The 15718-nt window shown below is 47.3% G+C and carries 12 protein-coding genes; 6 read left to right on the top strand and 6 right to left on the bottom strand.

Annotated elements, in window-relative coordinates:
- Window positions 1-311: 311 nt before the first annotated feature.
- From purU to V7723_RS19160, 5 genes are read right to left on the bottom strand one after another with little or no spacing between them, the layout of a single operon-like run.
- Entirely contained in the window at window positions 312-1181 is an 870-nt protein-coding gene (gene purU, locus V7723_RS19180; RefSeq protein ID WP_335686113.1) for a formyltetrahydrofolate deformylase, read from the bottom strand.
- Window positions 1182-1230: 49 nt separating this feature from the next.
- Window positions 1231-3681 carry a GcvT family protein gene (locus V7723_RS19175; protein WP_335686112.1) on the bottom strand — a complete coding sequence of 817 codons (2451 nt, stop codon included), beginning with the start codon at window positions 3679-3681 and terminating at the stop codon, window positions 1231-1233.
- 45 nt (window positions 3682-3726) lie between these two features.
- A complete protein-coding gene (locus V7723_RS19170; protein ID WP_335686111.1) occupies window positions 3727-4662 on the bottom strand; it encodes a CobW family GTP-binding protein in 936 nt (311 codons plus the stop codon).
- On the bottom strand, window positions 4659-6308 hold the full coding sequence (locus V7723_RS19165) for an amidohydrolase (protein WP_335686110.1): 1650 nt from the start codon (window positions 6306-6308) through the stop codon (window positions 4659-4661). Before V7723_RS19165 ends, V7723_RS19170 begins: the two co-directional genes overlap by 4 nt.
- An 11-nt stretch (window positions 6309-6319) precedes the next feature.
- Window positions 6320-6931 (bottom strand): helix-turn-helix domain-containing protein, encoded by a 612-nt coding sequence (locus tag V7723_RS19160; protein ID WP_335686109.1) that lies wholly within the window; start codon window positions 6929-6931, stop codon window positions 6320-6322.
- Window positions 6932-7061: 130 nt separating this feature from the next.
- On the opposite strand from V7723_RS19160, the gene V7723_RS19155 reads away from it, so the two are divergent.
- The 5 genes from V7723_RS19155 to V7723_RS19135 all read left to right on the top strand — a co-directional run bounded on the left by V7723_RS19155 (window position 7062) and on the right by V7723_RS19135 (window position 12564).
- Window positions 7062-8657 carry an ABC transporter substrate-binding protein gene (locus V7723_RS19155; protein ID WP_335686108.1) on the top strand — a complete coding sequence of 532 codons (1596 nt, stop codon included), beginning with the start codon at window positions 7062-7064 and terminating at the stop codon, window positions 8655-8657.
- Between the two features lie 79 nt (window positions 8658-8736).
- Window positions 8737-9705: an ABC transporter permease gene (locus V7723_RS19150; protein WP_335686107.1), complete on the top strand. Its 969-nt coding sequence runs from the start codon at window positions 8737-8739 to the stop codon at window positions 9703-9705.
- Window positions 9702-10592: an ABC transporter permease gene (locus V7723_RS19145; protein WP_335686106.1), complete on the top strand. Its 891-nt coding sequence runs from the start codon at window positions 9702-9704 to the stop codon at window positions 10590-10592. The genes V7723_RS19150 and V7723_RS19145 overlap by 4 nt, the downstream gene beginning before the upstream one ends.
- Window positions 10592-11587 (top strand): ABC transporter ATP-binding protein, encoded by a 996-nt coding sequence (locus tag V7723_RS19140; protein WP_335686105.1) that lies wholly within the window; start codon window positions 10592-10594, stop codon window positions 11585-11587. Before V7723_RS19145 ends, V7723_RS19140 begins: the two co-directional genes overlap by 1 nt.
- Complete coding sequence (locus V7723_RS19135; protein WP_335686104.1) at window positions 11584-12564, top strand: ABC transporter ATP-binding protein; 981 nt, start codon at window positions 11584-11586, stop codon at window positions 12562-12564. The genes V7723_RS19140 and V7723_RS19135 overlap by 4 nt, the downstream gene beginning before the upstream one ends.
- 310 nt (window positions 12565-12874) lie before the next feature.
- Here V7723_RS19135 and V7723_RS19130 read toward each other — a convergent pair whose 3' ends face one another.
- Entirely contained in the window at window positions 12875-14002 is a 1128-nt protein-coding gene (locus tag V7723_RS19130; RefSeq protein WP_335686103.1) for an aminotransferase class V-fold PLP-dependent enzyme, read from the bottom strand.
- A gap of 402 nt (window positions 14003-14404) precedes the next feature.
- On the opposite strand from V7723_RS19130, the gene V7723_RS19125 reads away from it, so the two are divergent.
- Window positions 14405-15613, top strand: coding sequence for a CaiB/BaiF CoA transferase family protein (locus tag V7723_RS19125; RefSeq protein ID WP_335686102.1), 1209 nt, complete (start codon window positions 14405-14407; stop codon window positions 15611-15613).
- Window positions 15614-15718: the final 105 nt, after the last annotated feature.

Genomic DNA, 15718 nt, shown 5'->3' with positions numbered 1-15718 from the left:
GGACAAAATCATTGAGAACGATGTGCGCATTTTCCTGAAAGGTGCACCGGATGTCCAACGTCAAATTCTTTTTTTACGCTAAGTCGAACGGCGGGCATTGTCACGTTAACTCATTATTCGCCCAATTTCTTCGAATTTCCAGTATTTAGAGTCTTGTAAGCGATTGAAAAACAACAAATTAAATTTTAAGGAACTATTATATTTTGGCTTTGATCAGTTAATGTGACAAAGCCGAATTTTATTCGCAAACCAGGGATTCTAATGTCGAGAACAGGGTAATATTTGGCGAAATGAAGAATTCGATCTCGACCCTAATCTTCAAAAACAACTGTTCGGCCTTTATTGATAAATACGCGTTGCTCCGCATGTAGCTTAATAGCCCGTGACAAAGCACGGGCTTCAATATCACGGCCACGTCTAATCAGTTCTTCCGGATCACAGGCATGGCTAACCCGCTCTATTCCTTGTTCAATAATAGGCCCTTCATCAAGATCTGGAGTTACATAATGAGCCGTTGCGCCAATATGCTTCACGCCTCTTTCCCACGCTCTGTGATATGGCTTCGCCCCTTTAAACGCTGGCAGGAATGAATGATGTATATTGATGATTTTGCCAAAATGTTTCGAGCTAAATTTGTCTGACAATATCTGCATATAACGCGCGAGCACTATTAGTTCTGCCCCCGTTCGGCCAACTAGTTCTTCAAGTTTTGCTTCCTGTCCTGATTTAGTTTCTTTGGTGACAGGCCAAAGATAAAACGGAATACCAAGCCTTTCAACTGTCGCCCGGGTATCCACGTGATTGGAGACAACAGCGGCAATCCCAATCGGCAGAACGCCAGTTTGAACCCGGTATAATATGTCTTGAAGGCAGTGATCAAATTTCGACACCATCAATATAGTCGGGACGATTTGTTGGGGGGTAGTCAGAGTAACGTCCGCCGAAAACTCCGCTCTGAATTCGTTCACTGATTTTTCTAAATCTGCGAGATCTATGTCTTCCGTACTGCATTCCAGGCGTAAGAAGAACTGGCCTTGCCCTTGCTCACGGATCGTACCTGTATCGGGTTGAAAAAATTGCGAGCTTTCCAAAATATTGCAGCCAAGAACATTAAGTCGGGCGGCAAGATCAGAAACGATACCTTTGCGGTCCGGGCAACTGATTTTAATTATTGTCGTCATTCAAATTCCATTGTGGGAGTCTATTATACCGTCTGAGGGTGTTGTCACATTACGTATCTTTGACCCGCATTGACGACGGATCATACATTGGCTTCAGCGCTGCCTCCGCTTTAACGCGACAGCCTGCTACTTCGATCTCATAGTTCGATGCCAGTATTTCGGAGATTTTTTCGCCTTTGCTCGGCACATAACCAAGTCCAACTGCAGCTCCTAATGTGTGACCATAGCTTCCAGAAGACAAGTACCCGACCACTTCACCGTCTCGAATGATAGGTTCATTGTGGTACAATAAGGGTTCCGGATCAGACAATAGGAATTGTAAGAGTCGGGTATGCGGCCCCGTCTCCTTTCGTGCTAGCACGGCACCACGTCCGATGAATTCGGGCTTATCTGTTTTTACTGCGAAGCCAAGCCCAGCATCAATTACATGGTCTTCAGACGTTATATCATGCCCAAAATGGCGGAAGGCTTTTTCGAGACGGCAACTATCCATTGTATGCATCCCACACAATTTTAGATCAAGATTTTGCCCTGCAACCATTAAAGTCTCAAGGACGTGTGAAGCCATATCGGAAGAAATATAAATCTCCCAACCAAGCTCGCCCACATACGTAACCCGGTGGACCCGAGCAAGCCCCATACCAATTTCAATTTCCTGCGCCGTGCCAAAAGGGTTGTGGGCATTTGAAAAATCATTTGGGCTGACCATTTGAAGTAATTTGCGGGAATTCGGCCCCATTACTGCCAGTACAGCTTCACCTGCTGTGACATCAGTGATAACTATCTGAAAACTATAGCTTTGCCGCTCTAGCCAACGTTGATCGGAGAGGCGTGTTCCAGCAGGCGTAATCACAAGATAGGCAATCTCTGAGAGCCTCGTCACCGTCACATCGGCCTCAATTCCACCCTTTTCATTCAAAAACTGGGTATAGACAATCTTGCCAACAGGAACAGAAAAGTTTCCGCCGCCAACATAATTTAGGAATTTTTCTGCATCACGCCCTTCAACGCGGATCTTGCCAAAGGAGGACATATCATACATCCCAACATTCTCTCGGATTGCCTTATGCTCCGCGGCTGAGTTTTCAAACCAATTCTGTCGCTTCCAACTATAATTATAGCGTCGTTCTTGTTCAGAGTTGGCAAACCAGTTTGGCCTTTCCCAGCCCGCAATTTCTCCCATAACTGCACCTTGTGCCAACATTTCGTGATGAAAAGGGGAACGTCGTATTCCCCGTGCAGTTGCCTTTTGACGAAATGGGAAGTGATCCGCATATAGAAGTCCCAGGGTTTCTTTCGATCTCTCAAATAGGTATCGACTATTTCCCTGAAAAGGCTGCATGCGTGTGATATCCACATCACTAAGATCAAAAGGCTTAGCGCCATCATTCATCCATTGAGCAAGTGCCATTCCTGCACCTCCAGCGGATTGAATTCCAATGGAGTTGAATCCGGCCGCTACCCAGAAATTATCAAGTTCTGGCGCTCGACCCAAATGATAGGCGTCATCCGGTGTAAAACTTTCCGGACCATTAAAAAAAGTATGGATACCGGTTTCCGCCAATATAGGCATTCGGTTAACTGCGTCTTTAAGAATTGGTTCGAAATGATCAAAGTCTTCAGGCAGCTGGTCAAATTCAAAATTCTCCGGAATACCTGTCATACCCCAAGGCTTGGCCATCGGTTCAAAAGCGCCTAGTAAGATTTTTCCAGCATCTTCCTTGTAATATGAACATTCATCCGGCACCCTCAACACTGGCAACTGTGGCAATCCCTTAATACTCTCTGTAACAATGTAAAAATGTTCGCACGCGTGAAGTGGTACATTTACGCCGGCCATGCGGCCAACTTGGTGGCCCCACATTCCAGCACAATTCACCACTATCTCTGTCTGGATATGGCCACTCTCGCCAGATTCACTCTTCCAGTCGACTCCGGTTGCCCGACGCTCTGATAAACGAATATCTTTAACAACAATACGTTCAAAAATCATAGCGCCTCGTTGACGTGCTCCCTTCGCCATAGCAAGTGCAATATTCCCAGGATCTCCCTGGCCATCACGGGGAAGCCATACTGCACCTTTTACGCCATCCAAATTCAAATAGGCATACCGATCCTTGACTTCTGCTGGGCTAATTTCCTCAACATCTACATTAAACGCACGGGCCATTGAAGCCTGCCGAAGAATTTCCTCTTTTCTTTCCTCCGTCAGAGCAACAGTAATTGAGCCGGTTTCACGCATACCCGTTGAGACGCCGGTTTCCGCCTCAAGTTGGCTGTAAAGTTCCTGACTATATTTTGCGAGACGTGTCATGTTCTTTGACGCACGAAGTTGCGCAATAAGACCAGCAGCATGCCATGTCGTACCCGAAGTTAATTGTTTTCGTTCCAGCAGAACAACGTCGGTCCAACCCAATTTCGTCAAATGATAAGCGACCGAACAACCAATCACACCACCGCCAATGATGACGACACGCGCCTTACTGGGCAATTCTGTCATGATTTATTCCTCAATATGGCAAGAAAGATTTGTTTGAAAAAACAATTAAAAAGGAGCAATTTCGGCCAGTTTCTCCATGCTTTCAGCAAGAATTTTAACTTCATTTTCTAACTCGTGTTTAGGTGCGGTTGCAATCAAAACAAGGCCGGTTTCCACGCCCTTGGGTGCTTCGCCAAATGTGAGTCGGTTACCAACTCTTTGAAGGAGCGATAGGGCCTTGGTTTCTTCGTCAATAAAGAAACCTTTCACTCGATGGATTGTAGGCGAAAGAAGTGAAAGTCTATCTTCGAGATTCTGCTTGTTCATCGGGTAGCGGGGATTCCAATGACAAGTGCTGAACTTACTGGCATCTAAATAATTTTCCATTGATCGCGATATGGGCACTGTCGCGAAAATTCCGATCAACAATGTCGGATTCCTTCGCCCCTCATCGCCAGTGATCACTGAAACGTCTGGAGACAATCCGGCAATCCAACTCCTAAGTTCCTGGCATCTGTCACTTGACACAATATCTGACTTAGTCAGCACCAGAATATCTGCGGACTTAATTTGGCTATGCACCAACTGCCCGACAAATTTATCCTGCGCCCGCATTTGCACGGTCTCGGCATCTATCAGCGTAACAATTGCATCTAGCTCAAAACCAGGCCAATTTCCTGCATGCCGAGCGAGCCGCATGGGTTCCGCAACACCGCTCGCTTCAAGCACAACTAGATCCGGCGGCGGCTCTCGTGAAGCCTGTGCATCCAAAGCCTCACCAAGATCATCTTTTATTGAACAACAAACACATCCATTCGTAAGGCTTATAGCTTGATCTGTCCGTTCCTTGATCAAGGCTGCGTCAATATTGATAGCACCGAAATCATTAATCAATACAGCGATCCGCCGACCATGGTTGGCTGACAATAGGTGGTTGATGAGAGTAGTCTTACCTGCTCCCAGATAACCGGAAATAAGAGTGATCGGAATGAGCGCCGTCATTTGTCAATCGGATAGGGTTGGCCTTCAAAAACAGTGCCCCAAATAGGAATATCCTTTAGGTTTTCCACTGGTGTTTCCCACGGATCCGCTTCGAGAACTGTGAAATCTGCGTTCTTACCAGCACGTATTGACCCAATTTCATGTTCCATACCGATTACATAGGCTGCATCAATAGTAATTGCCCGCATTGCGGCATCGAGATCTATTCTTTCTTCCGGACCAATAACTGCGCCAGATTCTGCAATCCTGTTAACCGCAACCCAGGCAGAATTAAGTGGTAGCGCCGGTGCCATTGTAAAATCCGAGTGAAGCGCCGTGGTTACGTTATGGCGAGCAAGAGTTCCTAGCCGAGCCATCTGAGAAGCTCGTTCAAAACCTATGGAATGCTGCCAGTAAGCCTCTGCCAATTCATGTACGTAATAGATATTGGCGGAGACTAGTGCACCAAGATCCGCAATGCGGCGAACCTGTTCAGGTGTTGATACTCCAAAATGCTCGATCGTATATCGATGATTTACCCGTGGCCGTTCAAATTGCAACTTCTCAAGCGTATCCAGCGCCAGCTCAACACCAAGATCCCCTGTACAATGAACATGAATTCGCTTACCGGCGTTCCAAAAAGCACGTGCCAGTGCCTCAAACATTTCCGGTGCCATCAGCCATTCACCGTGATGTCCATCGATGAAGCCCGGCTCCTGCATCTGCATCAATTCCGCAAAAAACCCACCGTCGGTAAACAGCTTTACGCCGTTTCCAAATATAAGCCGATGGCTTCCGCGAGATGCATAGCTTTCAACCCGTGTTACTTCATCATCTACAGCGCCCTCCCATACACCGCGAAGCGCGCCACGTGGTATGATTTGCATTCGAAATGGAACATCATCCCTCTCAATCGCATCCTTCAAGAATTGCCATTCTACGGCGTCGTCCAAAAGTGGGTATGCCATTTCTCCTATAGTTGTATGTCCGCCGAAATGGACAGCCTTCTTTACCAACTCTAGACCTTGTTTGAATCTTTCCGGTTGGAACAAATAGGAATTCATCGCCTTCGTCGCGACAGCAAGTCCAGTTTCATAGAAGCGTCCAGTCGAAAGGTCAATCTGCGGATGCCTTTCAAGTTCCTTACGGCCCAGACCCATCCAGTCGATCGCCGCGTCGTTGGCGATTATTTCATGAAAGGACCGCTGCCAGACGAATATGGGCCTTGTTGAAGAGATTATGTTGAGCGCGTTCCGATCGACGGTACCGTGCCAAATTTTGTGATATCCCCACGTAATTAACGGCTCTTTTGGATCATCAATACCCACAGCAATTTCTGTTAACCGCGCTAAATATGCTTCGTGGCCTCTAATAGGAGCACAAATCCGATCAGGAAGTTTCCATTCCATTGCCGTGATAAAATGGCATGACAATAGGATGGCGCCTAGAGAAGGATGCAAATGCGGATCAATAAATCCCGGCATCAGGATATGGTTGGCGAATCTGTCATCAATATTGTGCGGATGCGCGTCAAGCCACGGTTTAATTGTTTCCAACGTTCCGACTTCAATGATTTTACCATCCCGCACCGCAACAGCATTTGCCTCTGGCATTGATGGATTCATGGTACGGATATTTTTAGCCGTAAAGACTGTAATTTTGCTCATTTTGCCCTCTATTAGTATGTCGCCGGGCTGATCGCCCACATGACTACCGTATCAACAGCACCCGGATTTCTACACCAATGCTTACCGATTCCTTTCATCTGAAAACTGTCTCCCTCTTCAAGAAGATAAGTATGCCCGTTAACTTTCAGTTCCAGCGTACCAGAAAGCACCATGCCTCCTTCCTCGCCTTTGCGCGTTCGGCCAGCTTCACCAGTTCCTGCATCCGGCGAAAAGGTTGTAAGAATCAATTCAAGCTGGCCTGTGAGATATGGTGACAACAACTGTTCACGTGTGCCAGCCTGGCTAAGATTGATCTCACGACGAGCTGTCCGGCGGACCACGACGTCACGCTCTACCACATCGGCGATGGCCGGGCCGCCGAAAAACCAGTTGATTGATACGTCAAGCGCATTCGCGATAGCGTCCAACGCCTCAATCGTAATTGGGCTAACACCGCGTTCCATTTCACTAAGATTACCAACAGATCTGCCCGTAATGTTTTTCAAGTCTTTCAGTGTTAATCCATTTGATCGGCGCAGCTCACGAATTTGCTGACCGACTGAAGTTTGTGCCGCCGAGCCGAATCCGTCGCTTGAAATAGTACTTCTTTTAGCTGATTTCATACGACTACTTTCATTCGATATTCATATTACTGAAATTAATGTTGCAATTTTTCAGTAAAGATGCAACCTTTTTTCACCCTAGAATAATAACCCGATCTCAATTCTTTTAAAACAGGGAGAATTTCAAGATATGCTTACCAAAACTATACGCAAACTTTCCTTTATCGCCCCATTGGCGGTGGCGGCCTTATTAAGTGCGACGACGATCTCTGTCGCCGAACCAAAAGCAGGCGGAACTCTTAATACGACAACGACCGGCTATCGAACACTGAATCCAGCCGTTCAATCTGGCGGAGCGACCGGTGTTCCCGGATCGCAGATATTTGCAGGTCTTGTCCTAATCGATGAAAATTACAAGGCGACCCCCTACCTCGCCGAAAGCTGGGTCGCGTCAGATGATAACTTGAACTACACCTTCAATTTGGTCAAAGGCGCCAAGTTCCACGACGGACAACCCATTACTTCGGAAGATGTAGCATTCTCATTGGAAACCGTGAAAGCAAATCATCCTTTCGGTAAGGCAATGTTCAGCAATATCGAAGCTATCGAAACACCCGACCCCAGTACAGTTGTCTTCAAGTTATCTGCACCTATTCCAGGATTGCTTCTGTCGTTAGAGCCACTCTTAATGCCAATAATTCCAAAGCATATATATGGCGATGGGCAAGAGCTTAAAAAGCATCCCCGCAATATGGAAGACGTTGTCGGCTCTGGACCCTTCAAGGTTGCCGAAAATAATCCGGCGGAACGGTTGGTCCTGGTAAAGAATGAAGATTTCTTCATCAAAGACCGCCCCTACCTCGATAAGCTAGTCTTCTCAGTTGTGAAAGATAGTTTAACTCGCGTTCTTATGATGGAAAAAGGCGAAATCGACTATGTCGGCTTCTCCGGTATACGCCCAACGGACGCAGAACGGTTGGAGAAAACAGGGAACCTTGTCGTAACAACAGAGGGATACGGTGCAGTAGGATATATTCATTATCTCGAGCTTAATCTACGAGATAAGCCCTTCAGCGACCGCAAAGTGCGCGAAGCACTGGCAACTGCAATCGACACAAGCTTCATAGCCAAAATTCTGTTTGGCGGACGCACTGCTGTCGGTACCGGTCCACTCCATACAGGAAGCATCTTCTACACTAGCGATGTCCCTAGCATAGCGGCCGACCTCGGCAAAGCTGCAGCATTACTCGACGAAGCAGGATATCCTGCTGCAGACAATGGAGAACGTTTCTCATTCGTCCTTGATATCCCCAGCTGGGCCAAACAAGCGCACGTACCGATGGCAGAATATATTCAGTCTCAGCTTGCAAAGATTGGTATTAAAGCTGAATTGCGCCAAGCACCGGACTTCGGTACATGGGTAAAACGGATCTCGAGCTTTGACTATCAAGGTACAATGAATGGTTCTTTTAATTATCCTGATCCGGTCATTGGTGTGCACCGTCATTTCGATTGCGACAATATTCGCAACGTAATTTGGTCCAACACGCAGGGCTACTGTGATCCGGCGATGGATGCATTGCTTGATGAAGCAGCGATCGAAACAGATCTAGACAAGCGTAAAGCGACATATGCTGAGATCCAACGTAAAGCTGTGGAAGATCTCGTCCTTATCTATATGCCGCAGGACTTTACAGCTACGGTTTACTCGAAAAAAGTTGGGAATGTCCCCGCGAGCGTTTTTGGGCCGTTGGCACCTTGGCATGAAGTTTACCTAAAGAACTAAACCCGATGAATGGAGCCGCTGCCTGATTTTGGATAGGCGGCTCCATCTTATTACCAGGCGATAACTTGCTAGGAACTCCATGGTGAAATCTTTATTCAAAAGGATCGGCAATGCGGTCGTGCTACTGCTCGCCGTACTGATCCTAAATTTTACATTGATCCATATTGCGCCAGGCGATCCCGTTGAGGTATTAGCTGGTGAAATGGGAGGTGCGACGCCGGAGCTTCTCGCCGAACTTCGTGCCAGTTTCGGACTGGATCAGCCCTTTCATGTACAGCTGCTAACGTATCTAGGTAATGTCTTGCAAGGCAATCTTGGTTATAGTTATTACTATGATAAGCCAGTGACTGATTTAATATTCGATCGTATCGGAGCTACGCTACTATTGGTAATTTCAGCGCTTCTTTTTGCGCTGCTGGCCGGTACTTTCCTTGGCGTTGCCTCTGCACAAAAACGCAGCTCATTTCTGAGCAATATCGTTACCGTGCTATCACTTGCTGGATTTTCAGCTCCAGTTTTTTGGATTGGTATTATGCTGATACTGCTGTTTGCCGTTGTCATTCCTATATTCCCCATTGCCGGCATGACGTCAGCTAACACACCAGTTGGCACCTTAGCGAATATGTTAGATATAGCACACCATCTCGCATTACCTGCTCTCACGCTGGCCTCCATTTACCTCGCTTTTTATAGTCGCCTTTCCCGCGCTAGTATGCTGGAAGTTTTGGAATCTGATTATGTTCGTACTGCACGAGCAAAAGGAATGAGCCCTTTTCTTGTTGTTTACAAGCATGCCCTTCGCAATGCCATCTTACCGGTTGTAACCTTCGCCGGCCTCCAATTTGCACAAGTCATTTCCGGTGCTGTCCTGGTAGAAACCGTTTTCGCCTGGCCGGGCCTTGGAACTCTTGCTTTCGAATCCATTTTGAGGCGTGATTCCCCGACCCTTCTCGGAATTTTGTTCTTTTCTGCACTGCTTGTTCTGATCGTCAATATTTTTATTGATATTGCCTATCGTATAATCGACCCAAGGATAAGTGAAAAATGACTGACAGTTCAATTAATGAATTCAATGCAAGCCAGACGGAAAAGCCGAGTTCACCAGCCCAACAAACATGGAAAATGTTCCGGAGCAATCATGCTGCAATGGCTGGGTTAGTTTTACTCTTCTGTATCCTTTTAATCTCTTTGCTAGGGCCCGTGTTTTATTCAGTAGGACCAACTGAAATGGTCTGGATGCCATTAACGCCTCCTGGTGCTTCGGAGTACCTATTAGGAACAGACTATCTTGGCCGGGATATTTTTGCCGGGCTGATCAATGGTGGACGGATTACGATAACCATTGGCGCTTCTGCAGCTATCCTGACAGTAGTCATCGGCGTAACCATTGGCGCGCTGGCTGGATACTATGGCGGCTGGGTTGACAATCTGCTGATGCGAGTAACAGAGTTCTTTCAGGTTCTTCCTAACCTCCTACTGGCCATGGTTGTCGTGATGCTCTTTTCAGCAACCTTGACAAACATAGCGATCGCTATTGGCATTGTATCTTGGACAAGCACCGCTCGTCTCACCCGAGCGGAGTTTCTACGCCTGCGTAACATGGATTATGTCCGGGCGGAGAAGTCAATTGGCGCCAAGAATAGACGGATAATCTGGTCCGTTATTCTTCCGAACGCGGCTCCGCCCCTCATAGTATCAGCAGCTCTTAGCATAGGAACAGCAATCCTGTTCGAAGCGGGTCTGGCTTTTCTCGGTCTTAGTGACCCCAACAACATGAGTTGGGGCCGCATGATCGGAGACAACCGGCCTTACATTCTTGATAGCTGGTGGGGCGTTACCTTTCCAGGTATAGCCATATTCTTAACTGTATTGGCTATTAGTCTCGTTGGTGACGGTCTCAATGATGCCCTCAACCCAAAATTGAGAAAAAGATAATGCAGACACCATTATTATCAGTACGTGATCTTGAAATAGTTTTTCAAATCGCCGGATCTGAAGTTCCCGTGGTACGAGAACTCAGTTTCGATATCGCGTATGGAGAAACACTAGGAATTGTAGGGGAATCTGGCTGTGGTAAGAGCATTACAGCGCTTGCCATCATGGGCCTTGTTCCAAACCCTCCAGGGCGTATCTCCAAAGGAAGCATCCATTTTGAGGGTGTTGACATCACAAAAGTTACTGAGAAAAAGCTACAATCCTTGAGAGGCAATGACATCTCAATGGTTTTTCAGGAACCAATGACATCTCTAAATCCAGTTTTCACCGTTGGAGAGCAAATAGCTGAAACGGCACGTACGCATTACGGGATAAACCGGACGGAAGCCCGGGACAGGGCAATAGAAATCTTGCGATTGGTTGGCATCCCCTCTCCTGAAAAACGCGTTGATGACTACCCGCACCAGCTTTCAGGCGGAATGCGGCAGAGGGTGATGATTGCTATTTCGCTCGTATGTGAGCCGAAATTGCTGATCGCAGATGAACCAACAACCGCACTCGATGTCACCGTACAAGCACAAATTTTTGATCTTCTTCGAGAATTACAGAGTAAAACGAATACAGCCATAATTCTAATCACACATGACATAGGCGTAGTCGCTGAAATGGCTGATAACGTTATGGTCATGTATGCTGGCCGCAATATCGAAAGTGGGCGCTCAATTGATTTTATTCGCAATCCGCAGCACCCCTATACAAAAGGCCTAATATCATGCATTCCGACTTTAGAAGTAGATCCACCTGACACACCCGAACCGTTGTTTGAAATTCCTGGCGTTGTACCAAGCGCCAAAGAGTTGGCAAAACCAGGCTGCGCATTTGCACCAAGATGTCCAAAAGTCATGCCTCATTGCCAGACGAAATTCCCTTCTAGATTCCAGATAAGCGACGACCAGTCTGTTAGTTGCTGGCTTTCACAGGAGGAAATTGTATGAATTCGGAAACCCCATTACTTGAGGTCAAAGATCTAAAGATTCATTTTCCGTCTCGCGAAGGCACTGTAGTACACGCTGTAGATGGTGTGTCTTTTTCAATCAACCGTGGAGTAGCGTTTGGCTTGGTCGGCGAAAGTGGCTCAGGAAAGACGACCACAGCCCTTGCCTGTGTGCGCTTGGTTGATCCGACATCAGGTCAAATTTCACTCAACGATCAAGATATAACGAATTTGGATGGTGAATCCTTACGTCAGATGCGGCGCAAGATGCAGATTATATTTCAGGATCCATACGCCTCCCTCAATCCAAGGGAAAGAGTTGGTTCGATAGTTAAGCGACCACTGAAGTTGATGAATATCGGTAGTGCGAAAGACCAAGAAGCCCGTGTTCAAGAACTATTTGAAATTGTGGGCCTGCGACCAGAACAAAGTGAACTCTTTCCGCATCAGTTTTCAGGTGGCCAACGACAACGTGTTGGTATCGCCCGTGCGCTCGCAACTCAGCCGGATTTAATCGTTTGTGATGAACCAGTCTCGGCACTCGACGTAGCAATCCAGGCTCAAATTCTGAATCTGCTTGCCCGACTGAAGAAAGAATTTGGACTGACATACCTCTTTATTAGTCACGACCTAGCCGTAGTGCAGCATATTTGCGATGAAATCGCTGTGATGTATCTGGGCCAGATTGTTGAGCGTGGCACAAAGAAAGAAATTTTTCGTAATCCCTTGCACCCTTATACAAGAGCTTTGATTTCCGCAGTGCCGTCGACCGGCACCATCGGCCGCCCACCTACTGATCGTATTATGCTCAAAGGTGATCCACCTAGCCCTATTTCATTGCCAAAAGGGTGCCGGTTTGCAAGCCGTTGCCCCTTTGTTACAGATGCTTGCGAAGAAGAATTACCGGTCACCCGCAATGTTTCTCCTGAACATAGCGTCGCATGTTTGCGTGTTGATCCAGCAGGGAATTTTACATAAGAACCTTGCGCTTGAACGCAAAGCATATTGACAACAAACGAGTGTAAAACTCGCATCTCCTCTTTCGACGAAGAGAGCGAAAAATGCAGATGTTTAAGCCACCAGGATCTGCTCAGAGATTCCTAAATATTCACGCAGCCACTTGCAATAGTTTCTACCTTCAACGTCACCTAATAAACCGATCTCACTTAAACAAAGTCGCGCTGAAGCATTTGGCGTTTGGGCAAATGCAAGCGCCGCTGCCTAAATATTGTCACTGAGGTTTCTTCGCGTCCAAAGGAAGTTAATGTGACGATGCCCAATCCCCTCATCACATAAGTTCATTGAGTGCGGCTTCCAAACGAGCCACCGTGGCATCAACATCATTCAGTTTGTCCAGGCCGAACAACCCCAACCGAAAAGTTCTGAAATCTTCCGGCTCGTCACATTGCAATGGGACACCGGCAGCAATTTGCAAACCCAGCCCGGCAAATTTCTTGCCAGACTGAATATCTTGGTCATGCGTATAACTGACAACGACACCCGGAGCGCCAAATCCTTCAGCGGAGACAGATTTGATTTGTCGCCGAGCGAGAGCAGCACGAACCTTGTCCCCCAACTCCTGTTGCTTTGCGCGAATGGTACCAAATCCGATGGACTTGGTTTCCTTCATAGCGTCACGGAACTTAACCAAGGCGTCCGTTGGCATGGTTGCATGGTAGGCGTGACCGCCATTTTCATAGGCTTCCATAATCTCTGACCATTTCTTAAGATCGCATGCGAAGCTTGTGCTACAATTCTCACCGACGATCTTGCGCGCTTTTTCATTCATCATCACAAGCCCAGCCGCCGGTGATGCCGACCAACCTTTCTGCGGAGCACTGATCAAGACATCGACACCCGTTTTCTCCATATCAACCCAAATAGCGCCAGAAGCGATACAATCGAGAACGAACAGGCCGCCATGGGCGTGCTGTGCTGCCGCAAGAGCCGCCATATAATCATCTGGCAAGATGATGCCGGAAGCGGTCTCCACATGGGGTGCAAACAAAACATCTGGCCTGCTGGCTTCGATTGCGGCGATAGCATCTGCGATAGGGACGGGAGCAAAAGGCGCTTGACCTCCTTCGCTGATCTGACGGGCCTTGAGGACCGCACAGTTTTCGGAGATCTGGCCAACATCGAGAATTTGGCTCCAGCGATAACTGAACCATCCATTGCGGATGACCATGCACTTTTTATCAGTTGCCAATTGGCGAGCCACGGCCTCCATGGCGAAGGTGCCCCCACCAGGGACGATAGCTACGTGCCGGGCGTTATATACGTCCTTCAGGGTTTCGGAGATCTCACACATCACCAACTGGAAGGATTGGGACATATGGTTCAAAGAGCGATCTGTAAAAACCACGGAAAACTCGGCTAGCCCGCCGGGGTCTACTTTCGATGTTGAAGCGACCATCATAACCTCCTTTTATGAAACTTGGGATTGTATATCCAAACCGTCTACAAAGATCCGAAGATAATGTTATATTAAATAACTTTCTTTCGGTATTGTCACGTTAACTTGGTAGCGAGAAATCGGTGTTGTCACATTAACTTCATGGAAATGAAACAAGGATTGAATTAACGTCAATCAAGGCATTGTCACGTTAAGTTATTAAATGCAAAATCTCGATTATTTTCGAAAAGTGGTTTGTTATATTTCAAAGGCTTGCTAGATCCGTATTTTCTTGAAGATTAATACAAATGACCGGGTATCGAGTTAATGTGACAACGCCTGCGCCAGACCCAATGACTTGACCACCGCCCGAAATTCATCACACTAGCCAAAACAAATAATAAAAAGGGAAGTGGTCGCGGAATGGAAAAGATATTCGCAAACCTTAAGGTAATCGACGTGGCGAGCTTTATCGCAGGGCCTGCTGCGGCAACAATTATGGCTGATTTCGGGGCTGCCGTTATAAAAATTGAACCACTTGCCGGAGACGGATATCGCACGGGACTTTATGGACCGGGATATCCGATCAGCGATTACCCCCATCACTGGAACGTGGATAATCGCACCAAAAGAGGCCTCGCGCTTGATTTAAAATCAGAAGAGGGGCATGAGATATTTTACCGCTTGGTGAAAGAGGCCGATGTGCTTATCACGAATATGCCCTCTGGCCCACGAGAGAGACTTAGGATGCGCTATGAAGATGTCCGGGGCTTAAATGAACGCCTTATCTATGCGTCAATTTCAGCTTATGGAGAAAGCGGCCCTGAGTCCGCACGAACAGGTTTCGATAGTACCGCTTTTTGGGCACGAAGTGGGTTGATGGATCAGATTAAACCATCCAAAGATAGCCCCCCAGCAAGATCGTTACCTGGAATGGGAGATCATCCAACAGCAACGGCCCTTTTCGGCGCTATCATGGTTGGCTTGTATAAGCGCCAATTGACAGGCGAAGGGAGTATGGTGTCTACATCCTTAATGGCCAATGGTTTGTGGTCGAATGCTGTATTGGCACAAGCGGCACTCTCTGGCGGGGAGATGCGATCACATCCGCGGCGCGAGGAAGCCGGTAATGCTTTGAATAATATATATCGTTCTCGCGACGATCGCTGGTTTCATTTAATTATGATCACAGGCGAGCACCTTTGGGATCGCTTTGCTGAAGTTACGGCGCATACCGAGTTGCTAAGTGATCCCCGTTTTGACTCGCCGGATGCGCGAAATAAGAATGCTCCGGCACTTATCCGAATTCTGGATGCCATTTTTTTGGAACGGGATGCGGCTCAGTGGCGAGAGCTTCTCACCCATAATGGTTTCAATTTTGGTGAAACCCATCAAGTTGAAGATGTGGTGAATGACCAACAAATGCAAGACAGCGGCGCATTGGCCCCTATGGTAGATGCCCGCGCTGGCTGCGAGTGGATTGTCGATAGTCCAATTTGGGTAGAGGGGGTGGAGAAAAGTGCGCCAACTCTTGCCCCGGACATCGGCGAGCATACGGATGAAATATTGCGGGACGTAGGATATAATGATACAGAAATTGCCAGTTTTCGAACTTTGAAGGTCGTCGGCTAGGGAACAGTAAAGACGGCATTGCCATATAGGTGTTGTCACATTAACTTTATGGCAAGAGTTTCTGCGTTGGTTTAGTCTTCTTCGATGCAAAAGATCTCCTATTCC

It is taken from the genome of Sneathiella sp., from assembly GCF_036960985.1.
Taxonomy (GTDB): Bacteria; Pseudomonadota; Alphaproteobacteria; order Sneathiellales; family Sneathiellaceae; genus Sneathiella.
This window is presented reverse-complemented; position numbering and strand designations above follow the sequence as displayed.